The following is a 25,613-nucleotide window of genomic DNA, read 5'->3' as shown; positions in this document are numbered from 1 at the left end:
GACAGATTGCGTCGCATCGGCTGCTTCGACGGCAAGAATAATATGTCATCGCGCCCTTGGGAAGCGGAAAGAAATGTTTAAATTCAATAAGTTAACAGGTGGGGCCCCATTTTGGTATACCAATTGGGCATTCCGGTTGGCCGTCCTGCCCCCGCCGGCGGGTGGGCGATGCCCTGCGGGAGGGCGACGCGGGGGCGACCCCCAAACGAAAACCGCCGGCCATCCCGAAGGACGGCCGGCGGTTCGAAGCCCTGCGACTGCTGGCCCCTTGCGGGATCAGCCGGCGGCCTGGCCGCGGGTGTCGCGACGCTCGGCGATGCGGGCGGCCTTGCCGGTCCGGCCACGCAGATAGTAGAGCTTCGCGCGACGCACGCGGCCGCGGCGGACCACGTCGATGCTCTCGATCAGCGGGCTGTAGAGCGGGAACACGCGCTCGACGCCCTCGCCATACGAGATCTTGCGGACGGTGAACGAGGCGTTCAGCGAGCCGCCCTTGCGGGCGATGCACACGCCCTCATAGGCCTGCACGCGCTCGCGGTTGCCCTCGACGACGCGCAGGTTCACGCGCACCGTGTCGCCCGGCTCGAAATCCGGCACGGCGCGGGCGGCGGTCAGCTGCGCGATCTGCTCCTGTTCGAGCTGCTGGATGATGTTCATCGCACCCTACCTCTTTCGACATCCGGCGGGCGGACCGGGCCGCCTGCCTTCGCCATGTTGGGGGCCGCGCCCCGGGCGCAGGCCAGTTTCAAGTCAATGCTTTCCCGGATGATCCGGGGGTCTTCCAGGTCTTCAGCGTCTTCGGTCTTCAGCTTCTTCCGGCGACCCTGACGGTGCCCGGACGAAACACCGGGGCCGGCAAGGTTGCGCGGCGTCAGGTCCCGCCGCCGCTGCCGCGGCGGCGCGCCTCACGCCGCGCCCACAGATCGGGCCGTCGCTCCCGCGTCACCGCCTCTGCCCGGTCCTGTCTCCAGGCCCGGATCCGCTCGTGGTGGCCCGAGGTCAAAACCTCCGGCACCGCGCGCCCTTCCCAGACATCGGGACGGGTGTAGTGCGGGTATTCGAGCAGGTCGTCCTCGAAACTTTCCTCTGCCTGGGAGGCATGGGCCCCCATGACACCCGGCAACAGGCGCACGCAAGCGTCGATCATGACCAACGCTGCGAGTTCCCCACCGGAGAGGATGAAATCACCGAGGCAGATCTCCTCGAACGGCCGGGCATCGAGAAGGCGTTGATCCACGCCTTCGAACCGGCCGCACAGGACAATGACGCCGGGCCCGGCGGCCAGACGTCTGATCCGCGATTGGGTAAGCGGTTGCCCGCGCGGAGTCAAGTAAATCAAGGCGTGGCCGGGGCATTTTTCGATCGCGGCATCGATCGCGGGGGCCAGGACATCGGCCCTCATGACCATGCCGGGACCGCCCCCGGACGGCGTATCGTCGACCGCGCGATGCCGGCCGAGACCATAATCGCGCAGCTGCGTGACGCCGAGCTTCCAAAGCCCGCGGTCGAGCGCCCGCCCCGCCAGGGAATGCCCCAGCGGCCCGGGAAACATCTCGGGATAAAGGGTCAGGATTTCGGCAGACCAGGGACTCTCGCCCCTGCCGTCCTCGATCCCGTCCCCGGCCGCGGGGCCGCTCATTCCAGCCCCTCCGGCGGATCGATCACCATCCGTCCGGCTGCGACCGACACTTCGGGAACATAGGCGCGGGTGAAGGGCAGCATCATCGATGCCCGGTCGCCCGGCCGGTCGATCTCCAGAATGTCGCCCGCGCCGAAATCGTGGACGGCCCGCACGCGGCCCACCACGGCGCCCGCCTGATCCACCACCTCGAGGCCGATCAGATCGGCCTGATACCAGGTCTCTTCGTCATCCTCGATCGCCGGCAGGGCGGAGCGGGGGACGTGGAGCCGGGTGCCGGTGAGGGCGGCGGCGGCATCGCGGTCGTCCACGCCATCCACCTTCACCACCAGCCCCACCTTGTGGGGGCCGGTGATGCGGATGCGGAAGGCGCGGGTGCCGGTGCGGTCATAGAGGGGGCCGTAATCGGCCACCGCCTCGGGATCCTCGGTGAACGGGCGCAGACGCACCAGCCCGCGCACCCCCTGGGGGGCGGCAAACTCGGCGATGCAGACCAGTTCTGCCGGATCGACCGGGGCGGGCTGCGGCGGGGCAGCCCGGCCCCCGGTGGGGCCGGCGGGACGTCCGGGGCGGGACATGGACGAACGGTGTTCCCTCTATGGATCGGGCCGGAAGCCTTGGCCCGGATCAGGCCTCGGCGGCAGCGGCTTCGGCGGCGGCAGCGGCGGCGGCCGCTTCCTTCATGCGCTCCTGCGCCTTCGCCTTCGGCTTGCCCTTGCTCGGGTTGCTGCGGTCGACCTTGGCGATGATGCCGGCGGCGGCCAGGAAGCGGGCGACGCGATCGGTCGGCTGGGCGCCGACGCCGACCCAGTACTGGGCGCGCTCGGTGTTCAGCACGATCCGGTTCGGATCGTCCTTGGCCGCCAGCGGGTTGTAGGTGCCGATCTTCTCGATATAGGCGCCGTCGCGGGCGTTGCGCGAATTGGCGACGACGATGCGGTAGACGGGGCTCTTCTTCGCACCCAGGCGGGTCAGGCGGATCTTCACGGACATCGGATGGAGGGTCCTGTATCGGAGGTGGTGTCTTCTTTGGAAAGACGGGGATCTTGGGAAGCGTGCGCGCGGGATGAGGCGGGGCGGAATGGCCCGGATCACATGCGCGGCAACAGGTTCTGCAGGCCGCCGCGCATCATGCCCTTCTTGCCGAGCTTGCCGACCTGTTTCATCATCTTGGCCATGTCCTGGTGCTGCTTGAGCAGCTTGTTCACGTCCTGGACGCTGCTGCCCGAGCCGGCGGCGATGCGCTTCTTGCGCGAGGCCTTGATGATCTCGGGATTGCGGCGTTCCTTCGGCGTCATCGACATGATGATCGCCTCCTGACGAACCAGGATCTTCTCGTCCAGCTTGGCGTCGTTCAGCTGCGCCTTCATCTTGGCGACACCCGGCAGCATGCCGAGCATGCCCTTCATGCCGCCCATCTTGCGCAGCTGGCGCAGCTGCTTGGCCATGTCGTCGAGATCGAAGCCCGTGCCCTTCTGGATCTTGGCGGCGAGCTTTTCGGCCTCTTCGCGGTCGATGGTCTCGGCCGCCTTCTCCACCAGCGAGACCACGTCACCCATGCCGAGAATGCGCGAGGCGATGCGCTCGGGGTGGAAGGTCTCGAGCTGGTCGAGCTTTTCGCCCTGACCCAGCAGCTTGATCGGCTTGCCGGTGACCGAACGCATGGCCAGCGCCGCACCACCGCGGGCGTCGCCGTCGACGCGGGTCAGTGCGATGCCGGTCAGGCCGACACGGTCCTGGAACGTCTTGGCGATGGTCACCGCGTCCTGGCCGGTCATGGCGTCGGCGACCAGGATGGTTTCGTGCGGGCGGGCCTTCGACTTGACCGCCGCGACCTCGTCCATCAGCACGTCGTCGATATGCAGCCGGCCGGCGGTGTCGAGGATGACGACGTCATAGCCTTCGCGGGCGGCGATCTTCATCGCGCGCTCGGCGATCGCCACCGGCTTTTCGCCGAAGACGATCGGCAGGCTGCCGACCTCGGCCTGCTTCGCCAGAACTTCCAGCTGCTGCTGCGCCGCCGGGCGGTAGACGTCGAGCGAGGCGAGCAGAACGCGCTTCTTGTCGCGCAGGCGGAAACGGCGGGCGAGTTTGGCGGAGGTGGTGGTCTTGCCCGAGCCCTGCAGGCCGACCATCATGATCGCGACCGGGGCCGGCGCGTTCAGGTCGACCTCGACCGCGTCGCCGCCCAGCATGTCCGTCAGATGATCGTGGACGATCTTGATGACCATCTGCGCGGGGTTGATGCCACGCAGCACCTCCTGGCCGACGGCGCGTTCGCGCACGGCGGAGATGAAGTCCTTGACGACGGGGAGGGCGACATCGGCTTCCAGCAGCGCGATGCGCACTTCGCGCAGCGCCGCGGTCACGTCGGCTTCGGTCAGCGCACCACGGCGCTTCAGGCGGTCGAAGACCTCGCCGAGCCGGCCGGTCAGATTCTCGAACATCGTATCGGTTTCCGTCTCGCTCGGAGCGGGCCGGCGACGATCGCCGGCCTCTGATGCTCCCATCGGCGGGGACACATGCCTTCGTCGCCGAAGGTCCGTATCGCCCGACCGGGCGGGCGCCGGCCGGCCCCCGGCATCGGCCCCCGTTCCAGGGTGGTGATGCTGAAGATCGATCGGCGTGACGTTCCGCACAAGGGTGATGGCGGCGGATGTCGCCCGCCCTCGCGCGAAGACAGGCTTGTGACTCAATCCGGTGGCCCTTGTCAAGTCGCTGCCGCAAAGCGGCCATTGCCGCGGCCGCGCCGACAGGCTAGAACCCGCGGATGTGCATGACGATCCGCCATGGCGCCGGCCCGGGATCCCGTCTCTGTCGGGCCCCCGAAACCGGCGGAACCGGTGCCCCGGCGCCGGTGATCCGCCTCGCAAGCGAGGCGGAGACGGAGGCCTTTGCGCAGCGCCTGGCGCCGGTGATGGCCGCCGGCGGCATGGTCCTGCTCGACGGCGATCTGGGGGCCGGCAAGACGGCGTTTTCGCGCGCGCTGATCCGGGCGCTTGCCGGTGCCCCGATCGAGGTGCCGAGCCCGACCTTCACCCTGGTCCAGCTGTATGATCTGCCGGACCTTCCGGTCGTTCATGCCGATCTTTATCGGATCGAGGATCCGGACGAGATCGACGAGCTGGGGCTGTGGGAGGCCGCGGAAGACGGGCTGGCGCTGATCGAATGGCCGGATCGTGCCGGCGGCCGGCTCGATCCGGGGGCGCTGCGCCTGTCGATCGCCATCGCGCCCGACGGCGCACGGCTGGTCACGCTCCACCCGTCCGGCGACTGGACGGCGCGGCTCGGCCATCTTACCTCTGGGAACCCGGCCGCGCCCGGTTCACCGCCACGGACATGCTCATGACCGATACCCCTTCCGCAGCCCCGGTCCCGACCGATGCCCGCGATCTCGATCGCGCCCGCTTCGTCGCCCGTGCCGGCTGGCGCGGTGCCGAACGCACGGTGCTGGCGGGCGATGCCTCGTTCCGGCGCTATGACCGGCTGAAGCTCGATCGCCAGACCGCCGTGCTGATGGACGCGCCGCCGCCGCATGAAGATGTGCGCCCCTTCCTGAAGGTGGCGGCCCATCTGAAGGCGATGGGCTATGCAGCACCCACCATTCTGGCGGCCGACGCCGAGACCGGCTTCGTGCTGCAGGAGGATCTGGGCGACGATCTGGTGCGGGTGGTGCTGGACCGCGACCCGACGCTCGAGACCGCGATCTATGCGGCGGCCGTCGACCTGCTGGCCGATCTGCACGACCGGCCGGGGGCGGCGGCGCTGGATGTGCCGGTCTATGACGCGGCGACGCTTGAACGCGAGGCCCTGCTGCTGATCGACTGGTACTGGCCGCTTGCGCTCGGCCGCGCGGCGACCGCGGCCGAGCGCGCAGGCTTCCTCGACCGGCTGAGACCGCTGATCGACCAGGTGGCTCGGCCCGAGGTGCTGGTGCTGCGCGACTATCATGCCGAAAATCTGCTGTGGATGCCGGCCCGGCGCGGGCTGTCGCGGGTGGGGCTGATCGACTTCCAGGACGCGCTGATCGGCCATCCCGGTTATGATCTGGTCTCGCTGCTGGAGGATGCCCGCCGCGACGTGGCGCCGGATCTGGCCGAGGCGATGGTGGAGCGCTATCTGCGGCGCAGGCGCGATGCCCTGGACGGCGAGACCTTCCGCACGGCGCTGGCCATCCTTGGGGTCCAGCGCAACATGAAGATCGCCGGCATTTTCGCCCGGCTGCATCTGCGCGACGGCAAGCCGCGCTACCTGAACTACCAGCCGCGGGTCTGGGGGCTGATCGAGCGCGATCTGGTGCATCCCGCCCTGCATGCGCTGGCCGACTGGCTGGACGAGACCTTGCCCTGGGATGCCCGCGGCTGCACCCGGCCGCGCGATCCGGACGCGGCCGGCACGACGACGACTGAAGGAGATCCCGCATGACCAGGACCGACCCCATCCGCTTTGCCGGTGCGCCCCGGACGGCCATGGTGCTGGCGGCAGGGCTCGGCACCCGCATGCGGCCCCTGACCGAGACCCGTCCCAAGCCGCTGGTCGAGGTGGCCGACCGGCCGCTGATCGACTGGACATTGGACCGGCTGACAGAGACGGGTGTGCGTCGGATCGTGGTCAATACCTACCATCATGCCGGGCAGATGCGCGCCCATCTGGACGCGGTGCGCCCGCGGTTGCCGGCCGGGGTGGAACTGCTGGAAAGCCACGAAGAGGATCTGTTGGAAACCGGCGGCGGCGTGGCGAAGGCGCTGCCGCTGCTGGGCGATGCCCCCTTCTTCGTCAGCAATGCCGACCAGCTGCTTCTGAACGGTCCGCGGCCCGCGGCCGAGGTGCTGGCCCGCGCCTTCGATGCCGGGCGGATGGATGCGCTGCTGCTGCTGGTGCCGATGCCCTATGCGCTGAGCGTCGGCGGCACCGGCGATTTCGTCATGGACCAGACCGGCCGCCTGCGCCGCCGGCGGGAACGCGAGGTCGCCCCCTTCCTCTATTCCGGCCTGCAGATCCTGAGCCCGGCGCTGTTCGAGGACGCGCCCGCCGGCAAATTCTCGCTGAACCTGCTGTTCGATCGGGCGATCGAGCGCGAGCGGCTTTACGGCGTGGTCCATGACGGCGCCTTCGTCGCCGTGGGCACGCCCGACGCGGTCAGACTGGCCGACCGGGTGGTCCGCGGCCGGTACGACCGGATCGGCTGAGGCCATGGCCCGCTGGCCGCAAGGGGTCTGGCGCATCCCGGCCGGGGCCGGCTTTCTGGATGCGCTGGCCCGGGGGCTAATCGCCGCGGCCGATGGTGATCCGGACCGGCTGGGGCGGATGACCGTGCTGCTGCCGACCCGGCGCGCGATCGACGAACTGGCCCGGGCCTTTCTGATCGCCGCCGACGGCGAGGCGGCCTTGCTGCCGCGGCTGAAGCCGCTCGGCGATGTCGAGGCCGAAGAGCTGATGCTGGCGGAGGCGGGCGATCCCGGCAGCGCCGCCGACATCCTGGACCTGCCGCCGGCCATGTCGCCGCTGGCCCGCCGACTGCGGTTGGCGCGGCTGATCGAGCGCTGGAGCGCCCGCGATCACGGTCAGGCCCTGACGCTGGATGAAGCGGCGCGGCTGGCCGATGCACTGGCGCGCCTGCTCGACGAGGCGCTGGTCGAGGATGTGGATCTGGCCTGCCTGGACCGGCTGGTGCCCGAAGCCTATGCGAAGCACTGGCAGGAGGTGCTGGCCTTCGTCGACATCGTCCGCCGCTTCTGGCCCGAGATCCTGGCCGAATCGGGCGCGATCGACGCCATCGACCGCCGCAACCGGCTGATCCGGGCCGAGGCGGCGCGGCTGGAAGCCATGCCGCCCGCCGACCCCGTCATCGTGGCCGGCTCGACCGGCAGCCAGGCGGCGACGCGGGCGCTGATCCGGGTGATCGCCCGCCTGCCCAACGGGGCGGTGGTGCTGCCGGCGCTGGACGAAACCCCGGACGAGGATACCCGTGCCGCCATCCGCCAGGATCCGACCCATCCCCAGCATGGCCTGACCCGACTGCTCGACGAGCTGGGCCTGAGGCCCGCGGCCATACCGGTCTGGCCCGGTGTGCCGGCGGCGGCGGTGCGGGCCGGCCGCGACCGGCGGGTGCTGCTGGCCGAGGCCTTCCGCCCGGCGGAGACCACAGACCGCTGGGCCGACCTCTCCCATGTCCGGGCGGCGGCGCTGGAGGGGTTGACCCGGCTGGAGGCGCCGGATCCCCGCACCGAGGCGACGGCCATTGCACTCGCCCTGCGCGAGACGCTGGAAGTGCCGGGTCGGACGGCGATGCTCGTCACCCCCGACCGCCGCCTTGCCCGCCGGGTGACCGGCGAACTCCGCCGCTGGGGGCTGGATATCGACGACAGTGCCGGACGGCCGCTGATGTCGTCGGGACCGGCGGTGTTTCTGGACCTGATCGCGCGGGTGGCCGCCGAGCGCATGGCGCCGGTGCCGCTGCTGGCCCTGGTGAAGCATCCGCTGGCCGGCGGCGGCCTGGCGCCGGGACGGTTCCGGGCGGGTGGGCGGCTGCTGGAACGCAGCCTGCTGCGCGGGCCACGGCCCGCGGCCGACATCGCCGGGCTGCGCGCGGCGCTCGACGGCGCGCTGGCGGACGGGGAGGCACGCGAGGCCGGACGCATCCGCCGCGCGGCCGCGGAACTCAGGCCCTGGATCGACCGGCTGGAGGCCTGTCTCGGCGATTTCGCCGCGGCGATGACGGCCGGTGAGGCGCCGTTCGATGCTCTGCTCGACGCCCATGTCGCCGCGGCCGAGGCGCTGGCCGAGGTGGCGGCCGCCGATCTTGCCGAGGCGATGGCCGCGGGCGGCACCGCCGCCCTGCCCGAGACCGGTGCCGAACGGCTTTGGCGCGGCGAGGCCGGCGAGGCGCTGATGCAGGCGCTGGCGGAGCTGCGCGACGAGGCGGGGGTTCTGGGCGATGTGCCGACCGCGCGCTATCCCGCCCTGCTGTCGGCCTTGCTGGCCGAACGCACGCTCAGGCCGCGCTGGCGCAGCCATCCCCGGTTGCAGGTGCTGGGTCCGCTGGAAGCGCGACTGCTCTCGGCCGATCTGGTCATTCTGGGGGCGATGAACGAGGGCGACTGGCCGCGTGATCCGGGCCCCGACCCCTGGCTCAGCCCGGCCATGCGCCGGCAGGCGGGCTTCCCGCCGGCCGAACGGCGGATCGGCCTGTCGGCGCATGACGCCTGGGCCCTGCTGTCGAGCCCCAATGTGATGGTGACCCGCTCGGCCAAGGTCGACGGCACGCCGACCGTGCCCTCGCGCTGGCTGCTCAGGCTGGATGCGGTGATTGCCGGTGCCGGTCTGGCCCGGGCCGAGGCGGCAGCGCGGGTGGCCATACCGCTGATCGCCTGGGCGCGGGCGCTGGACATGGTGGCGCCGGGCCCCCGCCCCGGCCCGCCGGCACCGGTGCCGCCGGTCGACCGGCGGCCGCGCCGGCTGTCGGTCACCCAGATCGAGACCCTGATGCGCGACCCTTACGCCGTCTATGCCCGCCATGTTCTGGGGCTGGAGGCGCTGGATCCGGTGGATGCCGACCCGGGTGCCGCCGAGCGCGGCCGGTTCATCCATGCGGTGCTGGACCGGTTCCTGCGCGAACAGGCGCCGGCCCCTGCCCCTCTGCCCGAGGATGCGGTCGAGCGGCTGCTGGCGCTGGGGCGACGGGTTACGGACGAGCTGCGCCTGCCGCCTGCGGTGCTGGCCTTCTGGTGGCCGCGTTTCGAGCGCATCGCCGCCTGGTTCGCCGGCATCGAACGCGCCCGTCGCGCCCATATTTCCGCCACCCTGACCGAGATCCGCGGCGAGTTCGCCTTTGATGCACCTGGCGGGCGGTTCGTGCTGTCGGCGATCGCCGACCGGATCGACCGGCTGCCCGACGGATCCTTCGCGATCATCGACTACAAGACCGGTGCACCGCCCTCGACCAAGGAGGTGCAGCGCGGGTTGGCCCCGCAGCTGCCGCTGGAGGCGGCCATTCTGGATCGTGGCGGGTTTGCCGGCGTGCCCGGTGCGACCGTGTCGGAACTGGCCTTCTGGCGGCTGTCGGGCCGGCGGCCGGCCGGGGAGCAGCGCTTCGTGCTCAAGCCCGGCGGGGATGCCCGGGCGCTGATCGATGATGCGGCGGCGGGGCTGGTGCGGCTGATCACCGCCTTCGACCGGCCCGACCAGCCCTACCATGCCCGACCGCGCGCCTGGGCGGCCCCGCGCTACTCGGATTACGTCCATCTCGCCCGCGTCCAGGAATGGCAGGCCGGGGAGGACGAGGCATGAGCCGGGAACAGGCGATCGCGGCCGATCCGGCCCTGTCGGTCTGGGTGGGTGCCTCGGCCGGCACCGGCAAGACCAAGGTGCTGACCGACCGGGTGCTGCGGCTGATGCTGGCCGGGGCGGCACCCGAACGGATCCTGTGCATCACCTTCACCAAGGCGGCTGCGGCGGAGATGGCGCTTCGCCTGTCGGGCCGCCTGGCGCGCTGGGCGACGGCGGATGCCGGGCTGCTGATGGAGGAGTTGATCACTCTGCTCGGGCGCTCTCCCGAAGCTCCTGAACTCGCCGCGGCACGGCGGCTGTTCGCGCGGCTGCTCGACACGCCGGGCGGTATGAACATCCAGACCATTCATTCGCTCTGCCAGTCGCTGCTGCGGCGCTTCCCGCTGGAAGCCGGGCTGCCGCCGCATTTCGAACTGATGGACGAGCGCGATGCCGCCGAGCTGATCGCCGGCGCCCGCGAGCGGCTGTTCGCCGAGGCGGCGGGCGATGCCGAACTGGGGGCGGCGGTCGACCGGCTGGCGACCCTGTTCGATGCCGAGGCCTTCGCCGGGCTGATGACCACGGTGATCGGCGAACGCCACCGGCTGGGCCGGATCGTGGCCGCGGCGGGATCGCTGGAGGCCGCCTGCCGACGGGTGGCGGCGGCCCATGACCTCGATCCGCGGGCGACGCCCGAAAGCGAGCTGGCGGCCGCCTGTGCCCCGGGCGGCTTCGACGAGGCGGGGCTCAAGGCCGCAGCCGAGGCCCTGGTCGCGTCGTCCGGCAAGGACGATGTGGTGCGCGGCCGGGCGCTGGCCGGCTGGCTGGCGGCCGGTGAGGCGGAGCGCGTCACCCGCTTCGAGGACCGGCTGGGCGCCACCATGACCGCCGAGCGCAAGCCGCGTGCCCGGCTGATGGTGAAGGCGACCCAGGAAGCGGCGCCAGCGGCCTTTGCGGCGCTCCGCCGCGAACAGGACCGGATGGTGGAGCTGGAGGATCAGCGCCGCGCGGCTGCGACGGTCGCGGCCTCGGTGGCGCTGCTCCGGGTGGGGCACCGGCTGGCGGAACTGTATGACGGACAGAAGCGCATCCGGGCGCGGCTCGATTATGACGATCTGATCCTGGGGGCGGGGCGGTTGCTGGATACGCCCGGCATCGCGCCCTGGGTGCTCTACAAGCTCGACGGCGGCATCATGCATCTGCTGCTCGACGAGGCCCAGGACACCAGCCCCGAACAGTGGAAGGTCGTCGAGCGGCTGACCGAAGAGTTTTTCGCCGGCGACGGTGCGGTCCACGAGCAGGCGGGCAGCGATGCGGACGGCCTGCCGCTGGCCCGCACCGTGTTCGCCGTCGGTGATCCGAAACAGTCGATCTACCGCTTCCAGCGCGCGGACCCGGCCGGCTTCAAGCGCATGCAGGCCTTTTTCGAGGCCCGGGTGACCGGGGCTGCGCGCGGGTGGCGGCCGGTCGAACTCCGCCAGTCCTTCCGGTCGGTCCGCGCGGTGCTGGATGCGGTGGATGCGGTCTTCGCCCGCCAGCCGGCGGCCGACGGCGTGGTCGAACCCGGCCGGACCCTCAGGCACGAGGCGGCCCGCATCGGTCAGGCCGGGGTGGTGGAAGTCTGGCCGCTGGCGGTGGCCGAAAAGCCGGACCCGGACGATGCCTGGGTGGCGCCGGTGGTGCGCGAACCCCAGGACGATCCGATGGGCCGGGTGGCAGATGCCATCGCCGACACGCTCCGCCGCTGGCTGGACGAGGGCGAGATGCTGGAGGCGCAGGGCCGGCCGATCCGGGCGGGCGATGTGCTGATTCTGGTCCAGCGCCGCAACGCCTTCGTCGGCCGGATGGCCCGGGCGCTGAAGATGGCGGGCGTGCCGGTGGCGGGTGTCGACCGCATGGCGCTGATCGACCAGATCGCCGTGGCCGATCTGGTGGCGCTGGGGCGCGCCCTGCTGCTGCCCGAGGATGATCTGACCCTGGCGGCGGTGCTCAAGGGACCGATCATCGGCCTGGACGAGGCGGCGCTCTACCGGGCGGCGGTGGATCGCCGCACGCCCGAGGGACGGATGCCGCTGATCCGGGCCCTGCGGGAGCGGGCCCGCGGGGATGACGAGCTTCGCGCCGCGGCCGGGACCCTGTCGACGCTGGCCCGCGCGGCCGACCGGATGGGGCCTTATGATTTCTACGCCGATCTGCTGGCGGCCCGGGGTGGGCGGCAGCGGCTGGTGGCGCGGCTTGGTCCCGAGGCCGAGGATGCGATCGACGAGTTCCTGAACCTGGCGCTTGCCTTTGAGCAGACCGAGCCGCCGAGCCTGGAAGGCTTCCTCGCCTGGGTCGGGCGCAGTGCGGTGGAGGTCAAGCGCGACCTTGAGCAGGGCCGCGACGAGGTCCGGATCATGACCGTGCACGGCGCCAAGGGGCTGCAGGCGCCGGTGGTGTTCCTGCCCGACACGATCCGCCTGCCACGCCCGCCGGCAGGGCCGGTCTGGCTGGAGGATCCGGCGCCGATGCTGCTGATCTCGCCCGGATCGGCGGATGTCTCCGACACGGTGCGCGACGCCCAGGCGGTGACGGCGGTGGAAGACCGGCAGGAATACCGCCGGTTGCTTTACGTCGCCATGACCCGGGCGGCCGACCGGCTGTATGTCTGTGGCTGGCACGGCAAGACCGAGGCGCCCGCGGACAGCTGGTATGCCCTGGTTCAGGGGGCGTTGGCAGGGATGGCGGCACCGGTGGAGATGGTGCTGCCGGGCGGTATTGCCGGCCCCGGCTGGCGGCTCACCTGCCCGCAGGATGGCGCTGTTGAGCGGAAAGCCGCCGAGGTGGCGGAACCCGACGTCGTGACGGTCGGCCTGCCGGCGGCACTGCATCCCGATCGGGGGGTACCGCCCGAACCGGTGCCGTCGCGACCGCTGGCGCCGTCGCGTCCCGATGACGACCCGCCGCCCGCCCGATCGCCGCTGGGCGACGCCGGCGTGCGCCATTTCCGGCGCGGCCGGCTGGTGCATCGCCTGCTGCAGGTGCTGCCGGATCTGGATCCGGAAGCCCGCGCCGGGGCCGCCCGCCGCTTCCTGGCCGCCCCCGCCCATGGCCTGGCACCCGACGAGGTCGAGGGACTGGCCGCAGAGGTGGAGGCGGTGCTGATGCACCCGGATTTCGCGCCGATCTTCGGGCCGGGCTCGCGTGCCGAGGTGCCGCTGGGTGCCGTGATCGGATCCCGCGTGGTTTCCGGCGCGGTCGACCGGCTGCTGATTTCTGCCGACCGCGTGCTGGTGGTGGACTACAAGACCGACCGGCCGCCGCCATCCGATCCGGACAGGGTGGCCCGGCACTACCTGCGCCAGATGGCCGCCTATCGTGCGGTGCTGCGCCGGATCTATCCCGGCCGGCAGGTGGAGACGGCGCTGGTCTGGACCGACGGGCCGTCGCTGATGCACCTGCCGGACCGCCTGCTCGACCGCTGGGCCCCGGATCCGGATCCCGGCGATCTTCTGGAACACCCTGGTTGAATTGCGCCCGATCAACGGATTGCCGCCGTGCATCCGACGCAAAGGTCGGTGTGCTTGACCGTCTTCGCGCGGCTTTCTACATTGAGCCAAGCGTGCCCGCCGGCCTCGTCGTGCCGGCTTCCGCCGGCCTCCGCGGCCGCTCACGATTTGAGGGGACAACTCCCATGGCCATCGCCACCGTCACCGACAGCTCGTTCGAGCAGGATGTGCTGAAGTCCGAAACGCCCGTCCTGGTCGACTATTGGGCCGAGTGGTGCGGCCCCTGCCGGATGATCGCTCCGGCGCTGGAAGACCTGTCGAAGGAATTCGACGGCAAGGTCACCATCGCCAAGCTGAACATCGACCACAACCCGCAGACCCCGTCGAAATACGGTGTGCGCGGCATTCCGACCCTGATGGTCTTCAAGGGCGGCCAGATCGCGGCGACCAAGGTCGGCGCGATGCAGAAGAGCGATCTGGCGAAGTGGATCAAGTCGGTCGTCGGCTGACTTCCGCTTCCGGTCCTGCCGGAAACGCTGTCGAAGCCCGCATCGTCCCCGGGGGCGGTGCGGGCTTCGCTTTGTCCGGCGGTCCTGCGGCGCCCGACCCCGGTGCCGCGACGGGATGCGCGCTGGATGCGATCTATGCCGGTGCCATGGCGGCACGTCCGGCCAGACCGGGCTTCGACCGGGATCTGCGCCGGCCGGACCGGCTGCTGGGGCTGATCGCCGCCGCCGGGCTGATGCCCGATCCGGACCGGGTGATCCTGGTGACGGGATCGAAGGGCAAGGGCAGTACCGCCCGGTTGATCGCGGCGGGGGAGACGGCCGCCGGCCGCCGGACCCTGCTGTTCACCTCGCCCGAAGAGACCACCGCGCTCGACCGCATCCGCCTGGACGGCGCGGTGATCGGGGCGGAGGATTTCCTGCGCCACCATGCGGCGCTCGCCCCGCAATTCGAGGCCCTGGCCGCCGGTTTGCCGGCGGGCGAGGCCTTGTCGCCCTTCGGCCAGTTCCTGGCCATCGCCCTGTCCCATGCGCGGGAGGTCGGGGCCGACCGGCTGGTGATCGAAACCGGCCGGGGCGCTGCCCATGACGAGGCCGGCCGGCTTCGGGCGCGGATCGGCGTAGTGACCGCGATCCTGCCTGAACATCTGGACCGGCTGGGGCCGACACTCGCCGATGTCGCGGCCGAGAAGCTCGACATCCATGGGCGGTGCGGCCGGACCATTCTGACCGCCACCGCCGCCAGGACCGGCAGGGACGCGGGGATCCGTCTTGCCGATGCTCTGGTCGTCGGGGCGCCGCCGGTCGATGCGGCCGATGACCGGCCGGGCTGGCTGCGCCAGGATCTGGCGCTGGCCCGTGCGGCGCTTGTGGCCGACGAGATCGACCCCATGGCAGCCGTGGTCGCCGAGGCGCTGGACCGGATGGCGGCTTCGGTGCCCTCCTGGGGGCGAGCCACGACCGCAGACGGGCGCGAGATCGGCTGGGAGGCGGCGGTGCAGGCGGCGAGCCTGGATGCCGGACGCCTTGCCCGGCTGGGGCAGGCGGGCTGGCGGGTCCTGCTGTCGGTCACCGACGACAAGGATGTCGACGGGCTGATCGACGCGCTTGCCATAGCGGGGCTTCCTGCCCACGGCGTGGTGCTTCAGGGGCGGCGCGGGCCGCTGGTTCATGGTCCGGGCGTGCATCGCCGGCTGGCGGCCCGGCTGGGACAGGGGCCGGACGCGCCGCTTTACGGGCCCATCGATCATGACGACGTGCCGGCCATGGTCCGGCTGCTGTACGATACCGGCGGTGCCGATGCGGCCCCCGTGCTTGCGGTCGGCACCCAGACCTTCCTGCGCCTTGTGCGCGCCGCCATCAGGACCGGAGCCGATGCCCGATCGCAGTCGCCGTGACGTCGCCCCCCGCAGCCGCGACGACGTGATGGGACGCCTGCAGCTGCGCCTGCCCGCATCGATGCCGCTGGATGCAGAGGCTGCCGCCGTCGTCGCGACGGTCGCGGGGCGGATGGCCGGGGATCTGATCCAGGCCGGAAGTTTTGAGCAGGTCTTCGACGGCATGAACCGCAGCCTGGTCGAGGCCGGTCTGCCGGTTCGCCGGGTGTATCTCGCTTTCCGGACCCTCCATCCGCTGATTGCGGCCGTGTCCTTCTTCTGGCAGGCCGGGCAGCCGGTGGAGCGCATGGTGATGGCACATGGCCTGACCGGCGTGTCCGAGGCCTGGCAGCGGTCGCCGCTCAACTACATGCTGACCCACGACATGCACTGGATGCGCCGCCGGCTGACCGGGCCCGAGGCGAGCCGGGAATTCGCGCTGTTCGAGGATCTGGTCGCGGAGGGCATGACCGACTATGTCGCCACCGCCACCGCCTTCGGCAGCGGGCTTGGCGGCAACGGCGTGCTCGCCTCGTGGGCCGCCGACGCACCCGACGGGTTCAGTGATCGCGATCTGGCCATCCTTTCGGCCCTGCAGGTGCATCTGGCGGCAGCCTGCCGGCTGGCCTTCACGGCCCAGGTATCGGATACGGTGGCGATGACCTATCTGGGCCAGCATGCCGGTCGGCGGGTGTTGTCGGGCCAGATCCGCCGCGGCGACGGCGAGTTGATTCCGGCGGCGATCTTTCTGTCGGATCTGCGCGGGTCCACCGCCATGGCCGAGCGGCTGGGCGTCGGCCGGTTCATGGAACTGGTGAACCGCTATTTCGAATGCGCGGCCGAACCGGTGCTGGGCGCGGGGGGCGAAGTGCTGTCGCTGATGGGCGACAGCGTGCTCGCGATCTTCCCGCTGGCGGTCTATGGCGACGAGGTGGAGGCGGCCTGCGATGCGGCGCTTGCGGCGGCGCGCGATGCCGAGCGCCGGCTGGAGTTGTGGAACCGCGAACGCGCGGCCGAGGGCGAGCCGCGGGTCGATTTCGGCATCGGCCTGCATCTGGGGCGGGTGATGTTCGGCAATATCGGCACCGCCGAACGGCTGCAGTTCACCGCCATCGACCGGTCGATCAACGAGGCGGCGCGGCTGGAGGATTTGAGCAAGACGCTTGGCCACCGGATCATCGCCAGTGGCACCTTTGCCGCCAGGGCCACCGCCGCCTGGCGGTCGCTGGGCCGGGTGCAGCTGCGCGGCTCGGCGCGGGAACAGGAGGTGTTCACCCCGGCGCCTGCCGCCAACCGCCTGGCCCTGGCTGCCGGCACCGATGCGGGCGGGCCGCCCTGCCCCGTGCCGCCCGATCTGGTGGTTCATGCCGATTGGAGCGTCGATGCCCGCAAGCGCTGGATGGCGGTGGCGACGCGGATGGAGGATGGCCGCTATGCCGCGGGTGTCCCGGAACCGGTGGGGCCGGTCGACAGCCTGATCACCCGGCTGATCGAGCGTGCCCGGGGTGGACGTAGCCGGGGTGGGCGGGTGCTGCTGGGGCTGGACGTGGTGCTGGGCCTGCCGGCGGCCTATGCCGGGCTGCTCCGGGCCGAACGCTTCTCCGACGCCCTCGACCGCTTCGCGGCCGCGCCCGAAGGGCTTGAGCCGGCGGCCCGGCCCGAGGAGATTTCGCCCGAGCGGCCGTTCTTTCCGCGCCGCCCGGGGCAGGGGCAGGGCGGCCCGGCCGAGCTTGCCCGCCGGCTGGGGCTGGACGGGCCCGACGATCTGCGGCGGATCTGCGAGCATGCGACCATCGCCCGTCGGGCGGCGGCCCCGCTGTTCTGGACCATGGGCCCCGCCCAGGTCGGCCGTGCGGCCGCCCATGTCTGGCGGCATCTGCTGATCCCGGCCCGCCGCGCGGGGCTGGATCTGGGGCTCTGGCCCTTCGATGGCCGGCTGGGCGAACTGGTCGCCCGCCATACCGTTACCGTGGTCGAGGCCTATCCGGCGGCCTTCCATCGCCATCTGGGGGTACGGCTGGGCCGTCAGGCGGCCAATGGCCGGGGCAGCAAGCGCAACCGCAACGATCGTGCCGCCAATGCCGCGACACTGATGGAAGCGGCACGCCGGCTGGATTTCGTCATCGACATGCCGCTGGTTGCCGAACTGGGTGACGGCTTCGGCAATGGTGCCCGGGGCGAGGACCAGTTCGATGCCGTGGTCGGGCTGATGGGCATGCTGCAGGTGCTGGCCGGGGCCCGACCCACGGGAGAGCCGCGGCTGGCGCCGGTCACGACCGTGGAGGGCTGGATCCTGGGGCAGTCCCCGGCCGAGCTGAAACTGCCCGAGGACAGTTTTTCGTGATCAACCGGTCGCTTCCGCGGTCCGGATATGGGCGGCGAGTGGGGCGAGGAACAGTGGCGTCGCCGCCTCGGTGATCAGATGACCCAGCCCCTCGATGACGTGCAGGCGGGCATTCGGGATCCGCTCTACACCTTCCCGCGCCCGGTCCAGCGCCACCACCGGGTCGGCGGTGCCGTGGATGAACAGGGTGGGGCATGTGATGCGGCCCAGCAGTTCGCGGCGATCCATCGTGCTCTCGATCGCCGCCATCTGGCGGCCGGTGCCGAGCGGCCGGTAGCTGCGGGTGACCGCCTGCGTGATCCGCCGCCGGTGCTCGTCGTCGGACGCCTGAAGGGCCGTGCCGTCGAGCAGGCGGGACTGGGCGACGAACAGCTCGATATCGGGGGCATGGAGCAGGCGTTCCGCCCGGGCGGCGCCCAGGGCGTCGCGGACATCGGCCTTCGCTTCCACCTGCCGGCGGCCGCCGGTCGATGACAGGCAGGTGAGCGAGGCCACGCGGGCCGGCTCAGTGGCGGCGATGATCTGGGTGATCCGCCCACCCATCGAATAGCCGACCAGATGCACCCGATCGAGGCCCAGACGGTCGAGCAGGGCGATGACGTCGCGGGCCATGTCGAACAGGTCGTAGGCCTGGGGCGGCGGGGCGTCCGGCTCTCCCAGCACCACCGGTCCGAAGGCGGAAGAGAGCCCGGCATCGCGATTGTCGAGCAGCAGGATCGGATGGTCTGCACCAAGCTCGTCCAGGAAGGCCGCAGGCCATTCAGGCCCCTGCATCGACAGCCCGTGGACGAACACCACCGGCAGCCCGCCGGGCCGGTCTGCCGGCAGCAGGGCATGGGCGATGGCGACGTGCCCCAGATCGGCGACGGAAAAGGCGGGTATGGCAGTCATGGATGCAGATCCTGAACGGAGATCGGGCACGGGTCAGGCGGCAGCCTCGGCATCGGCGGTTTCCACGGCGGCGAGGACATCGCCGACCAGATAGAGCGAGCCGAAGATCAGGATGCGGTGGGCGATGTCGGGATCGGCGGCGGCGATCGCGGCCTGCCAGCCTGCGGCGGGGGCGGCGTCGATCCCCGCCCGGCGGGCGAGACCGGCCAGCATGTCCGGGTCATGCGAGGGATGACCGGGTATGGCGATGGTCGCGAGCCGGACCCGGCCGGCGAGCGGCGCGAGCCCCGCGATCACGGCTGTGGCATCCTTGCGGGCGAGCAGGCCCAGCACCATCAGCAGCGGCCGGTCCGACCAGGGGCCCAGGGTGTGGCGGACGAGCGCATCCACCGCATCGGGATTATGGCCGCCATCGATCCAGATCTCGTGCCGACCGGCCGGATCGAGCGCCGGCAGCGCCCGGGCGATCTCTGCCGTCACCGGCTGCAGCCGCCCGGGATGACGGGTGGTGCGCAGCCCTTCGGCCAGGGCGTCGGCCCGACCGAGCGGCGCCAGTGCCGGTATGTCCGCGGCGGCAAGCCGGGCGAGGGTGAGTGCGAGACCGGCATTCCAGGCCTGGTGGTCGCCGATCAGGGCCGGCAGCGGCCAGGCGCCCGCAGCCGGGCCGCCGCTGATCACCAGCCGGTCCGTGTCGAGCGAGGCCTGCCAGTCGCGGCCGCCTTCGGTAAAGGGGGCCTGCATGCGCAGGGCGGCGGCACGGATGACGGCGGCGGCATCGGGCGTCTGGGCGACGGTGGCGGCGGGGCGACCCTGCTTGATGATCGCCGCCTTTTCGGCCGCGATCAGCGCCGGGGTGTCGCCCAGGAATTCCATGTGGTCGAGCGCAATGCGGGTGATGCCGACCGCGGCCGGCCGGGCGACCAGGTTGGTGGCGTCCAGTCGCCCGCCGAGCCCGGTTTCCAGGATCACCAGATCGGCCGGGGTTTCGGCGAAGGCGAGGAAGGCGGCCGCGGTGGTGATTTCGAAGAAGGTGATCGGGCGGCCGGCATTGACCTCTTCGATCCGGGCCAGCAGCCGGGCCAGAACCGGTTCGGCAATCGGCCGGCCGCCAAGGGCGATGCGTTCGTGGAAGCGGACCAGATGCGGCGAGGTATAGGCATGGGCGCGGAGCCCGGCGGCGCGGGCGATCGCCCCGAGACAGGCCACCACCGAGCCCTTGCCGTTGGTGCCGGCCAGATGGATGACCGGCGGCAACCGGTCCTGCGGATTGCCGAGATCGGCGAGCAGACGCAGGATCCGGTCGAAACCGAGTTCGATCTCGGTCGCGTGCAGCCGGCCCAGCCGGTCGAGGATGGTGGCGCTGTCATCCATGGGCCGGCAGCCCCTTCACGTCGGATGGCACCCGGGCCTTCGGGGCCCGGGCGCAGTATCAGGCCTTGCGCGGCTCGTCGGTCGCAGCCGTGCCCAGGGCGGGCTCGGCACGCGGTGTCGCCTCGGCGGGCCTGGCCGTGGCATTGCCGGCGGGCTTGCGCGGCGGGGTGACGGTGTTGGTCACCGGCTCCGCAAGCGCGGTGCCGGGCTTGGGGGCTGCCACCGGCGGCAGCTTCAGCAACAGCTTCAGCGTCCGGGCCAGCGTTTCCTTCAGCGCGTTGCGCGGCACCACCATGTCGAGCATGCCGTGTTCCATCAGGTACTCGGCGCGCTGGAAGCCCTCGGGCAGGGCCTCGCGGATGGTGGTCTCGATCACCCGCTGGCCGGCAAAGCCGATCAGGGCCCCGGGTTCGGAGATGTGGATGTCGCCGATCATGGCGAAGGAGGCGGTGACGCCGCCGGTGGTCGGGTCGGTGAAGACCACGACATAGGGCAGGCCGGCTTCCTTCACCCGGTCGACGGCGACCGTGGTGCGGGCCATCTGCATCAGCGACAGCGCGCCTTCCTGCATGCGGGCACCGCCCGAGGCCGGGAAGACGATCAGCGGACGCTTCTTCTGCACGGCGACAGCGGCGGCCTTGACCAGGCCTTCGCCCACGCCCATGCCCATCGATCCGCCCAGGAAATCGAAATCGAACACCGCAGCCACGGCCGGCACGCCGCCGATGCGGCCCTCGCCCACCTGGATGGCGTCGGTCTCGTCGGTCTTGGCCTGGGCCTCGCGCAGACGGTCGGTATAGCGCTTGCGGTCGCGGAAGCGCAGCGGATCGGCCGTCACCTTGGGGGTGTCGATCCGGTCATAGGCGCCGTCGTCGAACAGCATGGCGAGCCGCTGCTTCGCCGGCAGGCGCATGTGATGTCCGCAATTGGTGCAGACATGCAGATTTTCCACCAGATCGCGGTGGAAGATCATCTGCTCGCAGGACGGGCACTTGTGCCAGAGATTGTCCGGCGTCGCGTCGGGCTTGCGGACCAGGGCCTGGATCTTCGGACGGACGAAGTTCGACAGCCAGCTCATGCGGTTGGGGTCTCCGTTCGGATGCCTGGGGCGGGGCGGGTCACGGACGTCGCCGTCAGGCGCGGGCGGCAGCGCTCTGCACACCGCCTGCCAGCCGGCTGACCAGATCGCGGACCCGGTCCGGCGCGGTTTCAGGCGCGCCGTCGGCCACCGCCTGTTCGACCTCCTGCACGATCGCCGAGCCGACCACGACGGCATCACCGATCGCCGCGAAGGCGGCTGCCTGTTCGGGAGTCTTTATACCGAAACCGATCGCCACCGGCAATTCGCTCGCCGCGCGAATCCGGGCGACCGACGGTGCCACCCTGGAGATGTCTGCCGAGGCGGTGCCGGTGATGCCGGTGATCGAGACATAATAGAGGAAGCCGCTCGCCCGCCCGACCACCGAGGGCAGACGCTCAACCGAGGTGGTGGGGGCGACCAGGCGGACCAGGGCAAGACCCGCGGGATCGGTGAAGCGGACCAGCTCCTCCTCTTCCTCGGCCGGCAGATCGACCACGATCAGCCCGTCGACGCCGGCGGCCATCGCATCGGCGGCGAAGCGCTCGGCACCATAGGCGTAGATCGGATTGTAATAGCCCATCAGGATAACGGGGGTATCGGTATCGGTCGCCCGGAAGGCACGGACCATGTCCAGCACCTTGATCATGGTGACGCCTGCGGCGAGGGCACGCAGCCCCGCCCGCTGGATCGCCGGGCCGTCCGCCATCGGGTCGGTGAAGGGCACGCCCAGCTCGATCACGTCGGCACCCGCTTCGGCCAGCGCGGCCAGCACCCGGGCGCCGGTGTCGAGATCGGGGTCGCCCGCGGTCACGAAGGTGACCAGCCCGGCCCGGCCTTCGGCCTTCAGCGCCGCGAAACGGCGATCGATGCGGGCGGTGCCACCCGGCACGGCGGAACGGTCGAGGGTCTCAGCCATGGCGCTCACAGGTCCACTCCCAGGGCTTCGGCGACGGTGAAGACGTCCTTGTCGCCGCGGCCGCACATGTTCATCACCAGAATGGCGTCGCGGGCCAGGGTGGGGGCGGTCTTGACCACCTGCGCCACCGCATGGGCGGGTTCCAGCGCCGGCAGGATGCCTTCAAGGCGCGCGCAGAGCTGGAAGGCGTCGAGCGCCTCGCGGTCGGTGACGGCCGCATATTCCACCCGGCCGATATCGCGCAGCCAGGAATGCTCGGGGCCGATGCCGGGATAGTCCAGGCCGGCCGAGATCGAATGGGCGTTCAGGATCTGCCCGTCGGCATCCTGCAGCAGATAGGTGCGGTTGCCGTGCAGCACGCCCGGACGGCCGCCGGCCAGCGAGGCGGCATGTTCGCCGGTCTCGATGCCGTGGCCCGCCGCCTCGACGCCGATCATCCGTACCCCGTCGTCGTCGAGGAAGGGATGGAACAGGCCGATGGCGTTGGAACCGCCGCCGATGCAGGCGACCAGCATGTCGGGCAGCCGGCCTTCGCGCTCCAGAACCTGGGCCTTCGTCTCCTCGCCGATGATCGACTGGAAATCGCGGACCATCATCGGATAGGGGTGCGGCCCGGCCGCGGTGCCGATGCAGTAGAAGGTGTCGTCGACATTCGACACCCAGTCCCGCAGGGCTTCGTTCATCGCATCCTTGAGGGTCGCGGTGCCCGACGACACGCCGCGCACCTCGGCGCCGAGCAGGCGCATGCGGAACACGTTGGGCTTCTGGCGGACGATGTCGGTTTCGCCCATATAGACGACGCAGTCCATGCCGAGGCGCGCGCACATGGTGGCGGTGGCGACGCCATGCTGACCGGCGCCGGTCTCGGCGATGATCCGCTTCTTGCCCATGCGCTTCGCGACCAGCAGCTGGCCCAGCACGTTGTTGATCTTGTGCGCGCCGGTGTGGTTCAGCTCGTCGCGCTTGAAGTAGATCTTCGCGCCGCCCAGATGCTCCGTCAGCCGTTCGGCCAGATAGAGCGGGCTCGGCCGGCCGACATAGTCGCGCTGAAACAGGGCCATCTCGGCGGCAAATCCGGGATCCTGCCGCGCCGCCTCGTAGGCCCGCTCAAGCTCCAGGATCAGCGGCATCAGGGTCTCGGCGACGAAACGGCCGCCGAACAGTCCGAAACGGCCGTGCTCGTCCGGCCCGGAACGGTAGGTGTTGGGTGTATGCGACATGAACCGGCTGTTCCTGACTGTCAGGTCTTGAGGTCGAAGGCGGCGCGCGCCGCGGAAACGAAGGCCCGGATCGCTGCGGGATCCTTGACCCCGGGGGCGCTTTCCACGCCCGATGAGACGTCGACACCCTGGGGGCGGGTCCGGGTGATCGCGTCCGCCACCGTCGCCGGGGTCAGACCGCCGGCCAGCCACCAGGGGGTTTGGCCGATGGCCGCCGCAAATTCCGCGCCTGAAAGCAGGCGCCAGTCGAAGGCCTGGCCGAGCCCGCCGGGGCGGGTGGCATCGCGCGGCGGACGGGCATCCAGCAGCAGCAGGTCGGCCGTGGCGGCCAAAGGCTTCAGCGCCGCGATATCGGCGGCATCGGCGATGCCGGCCGCCTTGATCACCGGCAGGCGATAGCGGCTGCGCACCGCATCGATCCGCTCGGGCGTCTCGTGGCCGTGCAGCTGCAGCAGATCGGGGCCCAGCGCATCCACCGCTGCATCCAGCACCGGCCAGTCGGCATCGACCGTCAGCAGCACCTTGGCCGGGCCGCCTCGGGGCAGGCCGTCCGCCAGGCGCGCCAGATCGGCATGATCGACATGGCGCGGCGAGGGCGCGAAATGCACGAAACCCAGATGGGTGGCGCCGGCCTCGATCGCCGTCCGGATCATGTCGGGCCGGTTGAGGCCGCAGATCTTGATCGCGGGGGATGAGGTGGATGAAGGGCCGGCCGGCGCGGTCATGGGTCAGGCAGCTCCCGTCAGTTCGGCCGCCGCAATCTCTTGGGCGATCCGGGCGGCGGCGTCCGCCGGATCGTCGGCACCGGTGATCGGGCGACCGACCACCAGCACGTCGGCACCGGCACTGCGGGCCTCGGCCGGGGTCATGACCCGCTTCTGATCGCCGCGGGCGGCATCGGCCGGCCGGATGCCGGGCACCACCATCAGCGGTTGGGCGCCGAAACGCCCGCGCAGCCGGACGAGTTCCGTGGGTGCACAGACCACGCCCGCCGCCCCATGCGCCAGCGCCGTGTCGGTCAGCCGCAGCACCTGATCGCCCGAAGGCCCGCGCTGGCCGACCGACATGAGGTCGGTATCGTCCAGGCTGGTGAGCACGGTGACGGCCACCACGGCCGGCGGTGTGGCGATGCCCAGCCGGTCGGCGGCTTCCGCCGCCGCTTCGCGCGCGGCGCGGATCATGGCCGGCCCGCCCGAGGCATGGATGGTGAGCAGGGCCGGGGCCAGCGGCGCCACGGCGCGCACCGCACCTGCGACCGTATTCGGAATGTCGTGGAACTTCAGGTCCAGGAACAGCGGCAGATCGGGGGCAGCCGCCCGCACCGCGTGCACGCCTCCGGCCCCGTTGGCCATGAAGAATTCGAGCCCGAGCTTGATGCCGCCGGCGGACGAGGCGACCGCACGGGCCAGTGCCGCGGCGCGGCCGGCATCGGTCGTGTCGATGGCGACGAAGAGCGGATTGTCGAAACGGGGAGGCGTGATCTTGCTCATGGTCTTCCGGTATGTCGCGAACCTCCGGGCTTATACCAGAGGCCGAAGCCCGCTTCCTATACCATTCCGGGCGCGCCGCTGCGGGTCGCAGCGTCACATGGGGCCGGTGCAGGGGCGGGGCAAGGGTGCCTGTGTCGATACAGGCCGGTCGATGCAGGCCGGATGGCGGCCATGTATCGGGTGCGGATCAGGCGGCGTCGCGGCTGCCGGCAAGCCGGGGGGCGGCCTCTGCCGTGCCGAGGGCGGGCCCGGCCGGTGCCGCCGGAGCGGCCGGGCGGGCAGCGCCGGAACGCAGGCGATGCAGCTCTCCCTCCAGCTCTTCCACCCGGCGGGCCAGGCGGCGGGCGCGGGTCCGGTGGCGGCCGGCGCGGAGCCAGGCCACCAGCCCGCCCAGCACCAGGCCGATCAGCAGGGTCGCCTCCAGCGCCAGGAACAGCGGCAGGGCCAGTTCCAGACCGAAGGGCCACAGCGACAGCACCACGCCATCCCGATTGCCGATCGCGAAGGCGGCAACGATGATCGCGATCAGGGCGAGCAGGGCGAGTTTCAGGGCGCGCAGCATGGGGCCTTACATCCTCCGGATGAGCGAACGGGCAAAAACCGGCGGACGGAGACCGGGGGCCAGGTCCGCAATGGTCCGATCATAACCGAAAACGCGCGCCTGTGGCGCGCGTCGTCGTCTCTGCGTGGACCGGCCGCGGGGTCACTCGCCGTTCAGGCGGTCGCGCAGTTCCTTGCCGGTCTTGAAGAAGGGCACGAACTTCGACGGCACATTGACCGTATCGCCGGTGCGCGGGTTGCGGCCGGTGCGCGAGCGGCGGTGCTTCACCGAGAACGCCCCGAAACCGCGCAGCTCGACCCGGTCGCCTCGCGCCAGCGCTTCGGAGATCTCGTCAAAGACGGTGCTCACGATCTGCTCGACGTCGCGCTGATAGAGATGGGGATGGCTCGCAGCGAGGCGGGCAATCAGCTCCGACTTGGTCATGGTGGTAAATGGTCCCTGGTGAAGGCATGTGAAGCGGG

General features: G+C 71.1%; 22 protein-coding genes. 8 read left to right on the top strand and 14 right to left on the bottom strand.

Features of this window, described 5'->3' with window-relative positions; genetic code table 11:
* Window positions 1-276: 276 nt before the first annotated feature.
* The 5 genes from rplS to ffh form a co-directional block, all read right to left on the bottom strand.
* Window positions 277-657, bottom strand: a complete 381-nt coding sequence (rplS, locus tag TMO_RS16395; protein WP_014746766.1) for a 50S ribosomal protein L19 — start codon at window positions 655-657, stop codon at window positions 277-279.
* Window positions 658-871: 214 nt separating this feature from the next.
* Window positions 872-1,639: a tRNA (guanosine(37)-N1)-methyltransferase TrmD gene (gene trmD / locus TMO_RS16390; RefSeq protein WP_014746765.1), complete on the bottom strand. Its 768-nt coding sequence runs from the start codon at window positions 1,637-1,639 to the stop codon at window positions 872-874.
* Window positions 1,636-2,217, bottom strand: coding sequence for a ribosome maturation factor RimM (gene rimM, locus TMO_RS16385; protein ID WP_014746764.1), 582 nt, complete (start codon window positions 2,215-2,217; stop codon window positions 1,636-1,638). Before rimM ends, trmD begins: the two co-directional genes overlap by 4 nt.
* A gap of 49 nt (window positions 2,218-2,266) precedes the next feature.
* Complete coding sequence (gene rpsP / locus TMO_RS16380) at window positions 2,267-2,632, bottom strand: 30S ribosomal protein S16 (RefSeq protein ID WP_014746763.1); 366 nt, start codon at window positions 2,630-2,632, stop codon at window positions 2,267-2,269.
* Between the two features lie 98 nt (window positions 2,633-2,730).
* Window positions 2,731-4,086: a signal recognition particle protein gene (gene ffh / locus TMO_RS16375; protein WP_014746762.1), complete on the bottom strand. Its 1,356-nt coding sequence runs from the start codon at window positions 4,084-4,086 to the stop codon at window positions 2,731-2,733.
* Between the two features lie 329 nt (window positions 4,087-4,415).
* On the opposite strand from ffh, the gene tsaE reads away from it, so the two are divergent.
* The 8 genes from tsaE to TMO_RS29575 all read left to right on the top strand — a co-directional run bounded on the left by tsaE (window position 4,416) and on the right by TMO_RS29575 (window position 17,621).
* Window positions 4,416-4,988: a tRNA (adenosine(37)-N6)-threonylcarbamoyltransferase complex ATPase subunit type 1 TsaE gene (tsaE, locus tag TMO_RS16370; RefSeq protein WP_014746761.1), complete on the top strand. Its 573-nt coding sequence runs from the start codon at window positions 4,416-4,418 to the stop codon at window positions 4,986-4,988.
* Window positions 4,985-6,064, top strand: a complete 1,080-nt coding sequence (locus TMO_RS16365; RefSeq protein WP_014746760.1) for an aminoglycoside phosphotransferase family protein — start codon at window positions 4,985-4,987, stop codon at window positions 6,062-6,064. Before tsaE ends, TMO_RS16365 begins: the two co-directional genes overlap by 4 nt.
* On the top strand, window positions 6,061-6,828 hold the full coding sequence (locus TMO_RS16360; protein ID WP_014746759.1) for a nucleotidyltransferase family protein: 768 nt from the start codon (window positions 6,061-6,063) through the stop codon (window positions 6,826-6,828). The genes TMO_RS16365 and TMO_RS16360 overlap by 4 nt, the downstream gene beginning before the upstream one ends.
* Window positions 6,829-6,832: 4 nt before the next feature.
* Entirely contained in the window at window positions 6,833-9,928 is a 3,096-nt protein-coding gene (gene addB / locus TMO_RS16355; protein ID WP_014746758.1) for a double-strand break repair protein AddB, read from the top strand.
* Window positions 9,925-13,416 (top strand): double-strand break repair helicase AddA, encoded by a 3,492-nt coding sequence (gene addA, locus TMO_RS16350; protein WP_014746757.1) that lies wholly within the window; start codon window positions 9,925-9,927, stop codon window positions 13,414-13,416. Before addB ends, addA begins: the two co-directional genes overlap by 4 nt.
* Before the next feature lie 164 nt (window positions 13,417-13,580).
* Entirely contained in the window at window positions 13,581-13,904 is a 324-nt protein-coding gene (gene trxA / locus TMO_RS16345) for a thioredoxin TrxA (RefSeq protein ID WP_014746756.1), read from the top strand.
* A 71-nt stretch (window positions 13,905-13,975) separates the two neighbouring features.
* The gene (locus tag TMO_RS29580; protein WP_014746755.1) at window positions 13,976-15,298 is read left to right on the top strand and encodes a Mur ligase family protein; all 1,323 of its coding nucleotides are present in this window, start codon (window positions 13,976-13,978) and stop codon (window positions 15,296-15,298) included.
* Window positions 15,276-17,621, top strand: a complete 2,346-nt coding sequence (locus TMO_RS29575; RefSeq protein WP_014746754.1) for an adenylate/guanylate cyclase domain-containing protein — start codon at window positions 15,276-15,278, stop codon at window positions 17,619-17,621. Before TMO_RS29580 ends, TMO_RS29575 begins: the two co-directional genes overlap by 23 nt.
* On the opposite strand, the gene TMO_RS16330 is transcribed toward TMO_RS29575, so the two are convergent.
* From TMO_RS16330 to ihfB, 9 genes are all read right to left on the bottom strand, one after another.
* On the bottom strand, window positions 17,622-18,512 hold the full coding sequence (locus TMO_RS16330) for an alpha/beta fold hydrolase (RefSeq protein WP_014746753.1): 891 nt from the start codon (window positions 18,510-18,512) through the stop codon (window positions 17,622-17,624).
* Between the two features lie 33 nt (window positions 18,513-18,545).
* The gene (locus TMO_RS16325) at window positions 18,546-19,883 is read right to left on the bottom strand and encodes a bifunctional folylpolyglutamate synthase/dihydrofolate synthase (RefSeq protein ID WP_014746752.1); all 1,338 of its coding nucleotides are present in this window, start codon (window positions 19,881-19,883) and stop codon (window positions 18,546-18,548) included.
* Window positions 19,884-19,941: 58 nt separating this feature from the next.
* Window positions 19,942-20,961 (bottom strand): acetyl-CoA carboxylase, carboxyltransferase subunit beta, encoded by a 1,020-nt coding sequence (accD, locus tag TMO_RS16320; RefSeq protein ID WP_014746751.1) that lies wholly within the window; start codon window positions 20,959-20,961, stop codon window positions 19,942-19,944.
* Window positions 20,962-21,016: 55 nt separating this feature from the next.
* A complete protein-coding gene (trpA, locus tag TMO_RS16315; RefSeq protein WP_051045400.1) occupies window positions 21,017-21,880 on the bottom strand; it encodes a tryptophan synthase subunit alpha in 864 nt (287 codons plus the stop codon).
* A gap of 5 nt (window positions 21,881-21,885) precedes the next feature.
* Window positions 21,886-23,100: a tryptophan synthase subunit beta gene (trpB, locus tag TMO_RS16310; protein ID WP_014746749.1), complete on the bottom strand. Its 1,215-nt coding sequence runs from the start codon at window positions 23,098-23,100 to the stop codon at window positions 21,886-21,888.
* Between the two features lie 20 nt (window positions 23,101-23,120).
* Window positions 23,121-23,825 carry a phosphoribosylanthranilate isomerase gene (locus TMO_RS16305; protein WP_014746748.1) on the bottom strand — a complete coding sequence of 235 codons (705 nt, stop codon included), beginning with the start codon at window positions 23,823-23,825 and terminating at the stop codon, window positions 23,121-23,123.
* A 3-nt stretch (window positions 23,826-23,828) separates the two neighbouring features.
* The gene (pyrF, locus tag TMO_RS16300; protein WP_014746747.1) at window positions 23,829-24,590 is read right to left on the bottom strand and encodes an orotidine-5'-phosphate decarboxylase; all 762 of its coding nucleotides are present in this window, start codon (window positions 24,588-24,590) and stop codon (window positions 23,829-23,831) included.
* A gap of 187 nt (window positions 24,591-24,777) precedes the next feature.
* Window positions 24,778-25,152, bottom strand: a complete 375-nt coding sequence (locus TMO_RS29570; protein ID WP_014746746.1) for a lipopolysaccharide assembly protein LapA domain-containing protein — start codon at window positions 25,150-25,152, stop codon at window positions 24,778-24,780.
* Window positions 25,153-25,293: 141 nt separating this feature from the next.
* Window positions 25,294-25,575: an integration host factor subunit beta gene (gene ihfB / locus TMO_RS16290; RefSeq protein ID WP_014746745.1), complete on the bottom strand. Its 282-nt coding sequence runs from the start codon at window positions 25,573-25,575 to the stop codon at window positions 25,294-25,296.
* Window positions 25,576-25,613 lie beyond the last annotated feature (38 nt).

Source organism: Tistrella mobilis KA081020-065 (assembly GCF_000264455.2).
In the GTDB taxonomy this organism is placed as follows: domain Bacteria; phylum Pseudomonadota; class Alphaproteobacteria; order Tistrellales; family Tistrellaceae; genus Tistrella; species Tistrella mobilis.
Note: the sequence above shows the minus strand (reverse complement) of the source record. Positions and strands in the feature narration are given on the sequence as shown.

Bases quoted from the DNA above. Each gene is read 5' to 3' on its own strand.
- rplS (WP_014746766.1), bottom strand. From the start codon at position 657: ATGAACATCATCCAGCAGCTCGAACAGGAGCAGATCGCGCAGCTGACC.
- trmD (WP_014746765.1), bottom strand. From the start codon at position 1,639: ATGAGCGGCCCCGCGGCCGGGGACGGGATCGAGGACGGCAGGGGCGAG.
- rimM (WP_014746764.1), bottom strand. From the start codon at position 2,217: ATGTCCCGCCCCGGACGTCCCGCCGGCCCCACCGGGGGCCGGGCTGCC.
- rpsP (WP_014746763.1), bottom strand. From the start codon at position 2,632: ATGTCCGTGAAGATCCGCCTGACCCGCCTGGGTGCGAAGAAGAGCCCC.
- ffh (WP_014746762.1), bottom strand. From the start codon at position 4,086: ATGTTCGAGAATCTGACCGGCCGGCTCGGCGAGGTCTTCGACCGCCTG.
- tsaE (WP_014746761.1), top strand. From the start codon at position 4,416: ATGACGATCCGCCATGGCGCCGGCCCGGGATCCCGTCTCTGTCGGGCC.
- TMO_RS16365 (WP_014746760.1), top strand. From the start codon at position 4,985: ATGACCGATACCCCTTCCGCAGCCCCGGTCCCGACCGATGCCCGCGAT.
- TMO_RS16360 (WP_014746759.1), top strand. From the start codon at position 6,061: ATGACCAGGACCGACCCCATCCGCTTTGCCGGTGCGCCCCGGACGGCC.
- addB (WP_014746758.1), top strand. From the start codon at position 6,833: ATGGCCCGCTGGCCGCAAGGGGTCTGGCGCATCCCGGCCGGGGCCGGC.
- addA (WP_014746757.1), top strand. From the start codon at position 9,925: ATGAGCCGGGAACAGGCGATCGCGGCCGATCCGGCCCTGTCGGTCTGG.
- trxA (WP_014746756.1), top strand. From the start codon at position 13,581: ATGGCCATCGCCACCGTCACCGACAGCTCGTTCGAGCAGGATGTGCTG.
- TMO_RS29575 (WP_014746754.1), top strand. From the start codon at position 15,276: ATGCCCGATCGCAGTCGCCGTGACGTCGCCCCCCGCAGCCGCGACGAC.
- TMO_RS16330 (WP_014746753.1), bottom strand. From the start codon at position 18,512: ATGACTGCCATACCCGCCTTTTCCGTCGCCGATCTGGGGCACGTCGCC.
- TMO_RS16325 (WP_014746752.1), bottom strand. From the start codon at position 19,883: ATGGATGACAGCGCCACCATCCTCGACCGGCTGGGCCGGCTGCACGCG.
- accD (WP_014746751.1), bottom strand. From the start codon at position 20,961: ATGAGCTGGCTGTCGAACTTCGTCCGTCCGAAGATCCAGGCCCTGGTC.
- trpA (WP_051045400.1), bottom strand. From the start codon at position 21,880: ATGGCTGAGACCCTCGACCGTTCCGCCGTGCCGGGTGGCACCGCCCGC.
- trpB (WP_014746749.1), bottom strand. From the start codon at position 23,100: ATGTCGCATACACCCAACACCTACCGTTCCGGGCCGGACGAGCACGGC.
- TMO_RS16305 (WP_014746748.1), bottom strand. From the start codon at position 23,825: ATGACCGCGCCGGCCGGCCCTTCATCCACCTCATCCCCCGCGATCAAG.
- pyrF (WP_014746747.1), bottom strand. From the start codon at position 24,590: ATGAGCAAGATCACGCCTCCCCGTTTCGACAATCCGCTCTTCGTCGCC.
- TMO_RS29570 (WP_014746746.1), bottom strand. From the start codon at position 25,152: ATGCTGCGCGCCCTGAAACTCGCCCTGCTCGCCCTGATCGCGATCATC.
- ihfB (WP_014746745.1), bottom strand. From the start codon at position 25,575: ATGACCAAGTCGGAGCTGATTGCCCGCCTCGCTGCGAGCCATCCCCAT.